Annotated in this window: 6 protein-coding genes; all 6 read left to right on the top strand. The window is 35.8% G+C overall.

Annotation, left to right across the window (positions count from 1 at the left end):
* On the top strand, positions 1-513 hold a 513-nt coding region (locus GT575_RS14780), incomplete at its 5' end, for a glycohydrolase toxin TNT-related protein (RefSeq protein ID WP_161172303.1).
* 20 nt (positions 514-533) lie between these two features.
* Positions 534-947, top strand: a complete 414-nt coding sequence (locus tag GT575_RS14785; protein WP_055148057.1) for a hypothetical protein — start codon at positions 534-536, stop codon at positions 945-947.
* Positions 948-1116: 169 nt separating this feature from the next.
* Positions 1117-1866, top strand: coding sequence for a hypothetical protein (locus GT575_RS14790; RefSeq protein WP_117875554.1), 750 nt, complete (start codon positions 1117-1119; stop codon positions 1864-1866).
* Positions 1867-1881: 15 nt separating this feature from the next.
* Positions 1882-2199 carry a hypothetical protein gene (locus tag GT575_RS14795; RefSeq protein ID WP_055148064.1) on the top strand — a complete coding sequence of 106 codons (318 nt, stop codon included), beginning with the start codon at positions 1882-1884 and terminating at the stop codon, positions 2197-2199.
* A gap of 303 nt (positions 2200-2502) precedes the next feature.
* Entirely contained in the window at positions 2503-2748 is a 246-nt protein-coding gene (locus GT575_RS14800; protein ID WP_015533115.1) for an EsaB/YukD family protein, read from the top strand.
* Between the two features lie 62 nt (positions 2749-2810).
* Positions 2811-3010: hypothetical protein (locus GT575_RS14805; RefSeq protein WP_161172304.1), on the top strand; the 200-nt coding region annotated here is incomplete at its 3' end.

Raw genomic sequence — 3010 nt, forward strand, 5'->3', positions numbered from 1 at the left:
GCCAAGACCTGGGCAGAGTGTGCAATAACATCATTTGTTTTGCGGTCAGTTTTTGAGGGTGGAAAGTCATCGTCAAAGGCAGATGGAAAGAATAAGGTTATGTCTACTAGCAAAGGACGGGTGGAGTCTGAAAGTAGTATTATTTGTGAGGGTGGAAGTGAAACAAGTTGGTATAAAGCAGATGGTACAATAAATTATCCACCAAATAACGGAGCTGTACCAGGAACAGAAGTAAATATGTCGTTAAAACCAGGAGATACATTTGGGCGGTATGGAAATATTGGGAATAAGAGTAACTTTGTAACACAAACAGGTGCAAATGCAGATAAATTAGCATTGCCACCAACTACTGACCCTAATATTTATCAGGAATTTAGGGTTATAAAGGAAATACCAAACACTATCCAAGCAGAGATTGCAGCATGGGGAGGTTCTGCAGGTGGAGGATTACAATATGAATTGCCAATGCCGATTTTACAATTAATTAGAGAAGGCTATATAGTGCCAAAATAAATAGAGAGAGGTGAAAAACTATGTTAACAACAAATGAACTGCAAAAATATATTATGAGTGAAATTAATGATAAACTAGATGAGATTTCATACAGTAATGTTTTTTTCGAAAAAGGGGATGATAATAGTGCTGAGGGAACATACATTTTTAGTACAAATTCAAATTATCATATTCTTTATGCAGAAAAGGGGAAGATAAGAAGTGATATAGTTGTAAATGACGAACGAGAAGTATTGTGGTATGCTTTAAATATATTATCAACAAATATTACTATGAAGTATGCCATGAATAATCAAGAGAAAGGAAAAGATTTCCGAAGACCACTCTTTGAGAAAGAAAAAAAAATATTTGCTTTATTTGGTGAGGATTTTTTAAAAAGGAAAGATGAAGAGATTAATGAAATACTTGAAAAAAATCCGTATAATGATATTTAATTATGGTTATACTTTAGGACTCCAAAACCCTTAACTCAAAAAGCTATTTTAATCTCTGTCTGTTCACGAAGTGAATGACATACAGAGATTAATAATAGCTTTTTGTCATTTACCTGAATCCGTGAAGTTCACGGATTTATAAACTATCGCCGTAGATGCTGGAAGGATATTGATTGGGAATGTAGCAGAAGATAAAGCTTGTGATGCAATCTATCAAAGTACAGACAGCCATATATTGGCAATGTTGGGAAGCAATATGGTAGAAGAAGTTATATCAGGAAACCCAGCGAACAGTTCCGTATCAGAAATCGGAGATGTAGCGAGAAAGACGGATATTGAAGAACTAAGCCATACAACGATATTCAAGAACTCAGATGACATTGCCTTAGGTGAAAAAGCTTTAAGTAATGTAGAAGTGAATAAGCTAGATGATGTTGCAGAAGTTGTAGAGAGTGGTAGTACAACTGTTATATATTGGTCAGGTGATATAGCTAATTATCAATATAATATGATTGAAAATCCAGGACCGTTAGCAGAAATGCCTAATCAACCTGCAAAGAATTTCTATGGTGGCAGATACAATATGGAAGTATTACAGGAAGATAGAATAATGTATCGAGCAGGTAATGCTCAAAATCCGTATGGAAGATGGTTTACGAGTGAGCCACCTGCTTCTGTTACTAATGTAAGAATTGACGCAGCGGTAAAGACTCATTGGATAGACCCGAAAACTGGTGCGTATGAGGCAAGCTCTTATATAGATAATGTATATGCGATTAAAGTACCAAAGGGTACTACTATTTATACAGGATCAGTCGGACCGCAAGGTGGAGTATACGTGGGAGGATATAATGTTATGCAAACCTATATAGATGCACCATGGACTTTTGAAGTTGTAGGAAAAACACCGTTACAATAGATTGGAGATAGAAGAATGATAAGAAATGAAGAGTTTTTGCAGTTGCGAGAGGCGTATATAGAGATTGGCAAAATGGTACAAAAATATGGATATGGACAATATAACGGGATATTAAGAATTCTTATGGGACAAGTTAATTGTATTGACTCGGATGAGAGCAATGGTGAAAAAATGAAATACTTGATAGAAAGCTATAGTAAACTGTTTGCTTCGAGAGGCGGGTTAAGCGATTTCATTATTTATGATGCAGATGTTCAATTAAGAAATCAGTTGAATGAGAAATATAATGACGAAGTAAAAAGGGTTTGGAACATTATGAAAGACTATATTTAATAATGACTTCGTATAAGAACATCCGAAATCACAACTGAATATTTTTTCTTTAAAATTTAGGACGCATTGTTTTCATGGCACTTGGTGCTATGGAGATAATGCGTTTTTTCTATGTTAATTTTCAAATTCTTTTCCAGACTGCTGATATCAGTCTACTTCTTTCGAATATCGTGCCCAGAGTCTGCCTTTTGGTCATCTCACAAAGAGAAAGTGCTCATCTGGCTCAAGAAAACATCAAATCAGAAATCTTGATTCAGATGCAGTTTTTCTATTGAAGATGCTCCATCCGTAAAGGAGGAGTTCATGATTAAGTCCAGGTTGATTATGCCGGAAATAAATCAAGAATTTGATGTTCAATATAATGAGAATGCACAGGTTTGTGATGTGATAACGGATACTTTGGATGTTGTATCGCAGTATCTGCGAACAGGCTATGTGAATCGTGAGCACTGGGTATTAGTGTTACCGAGAGAAGGCATGGTTATGGATCCAGATAGAACCTTGAAAAGTTATCATGTTGAAAATGGCGATAAACTGATACTCATGTAGATGAGGGATGTGTGATGTTAGTATCGTAAAGATACTTGACAAGTACAGGGGGGATGAAAATAATGGGGAATAGAGGCGTGCTTTTATATGTAGACTTGGGCAAGCTTGAAGATGAACCTTACAGATTATCAAAGATATATGATACACTTGGACAGTATATTGATGATATCAGACGTCAGAGAGATATAATATACATAAGCAAGATGGCGGAATCCCTGGATATATCATCCCTGGACAGATATCGTGCTCAACTGGTAGACGA

The sequence above is a fragment of the Coprococcus sp. BIOML-A2 genome, assembly GCF_009875795.1.
In the GTDB taxonomy this organism is placed as follows: Bacteria; Bacillota; Clostridia; order Lachnospirales; family Lachnospiraceae; genus Coprococcus; species Coprococcus aceti.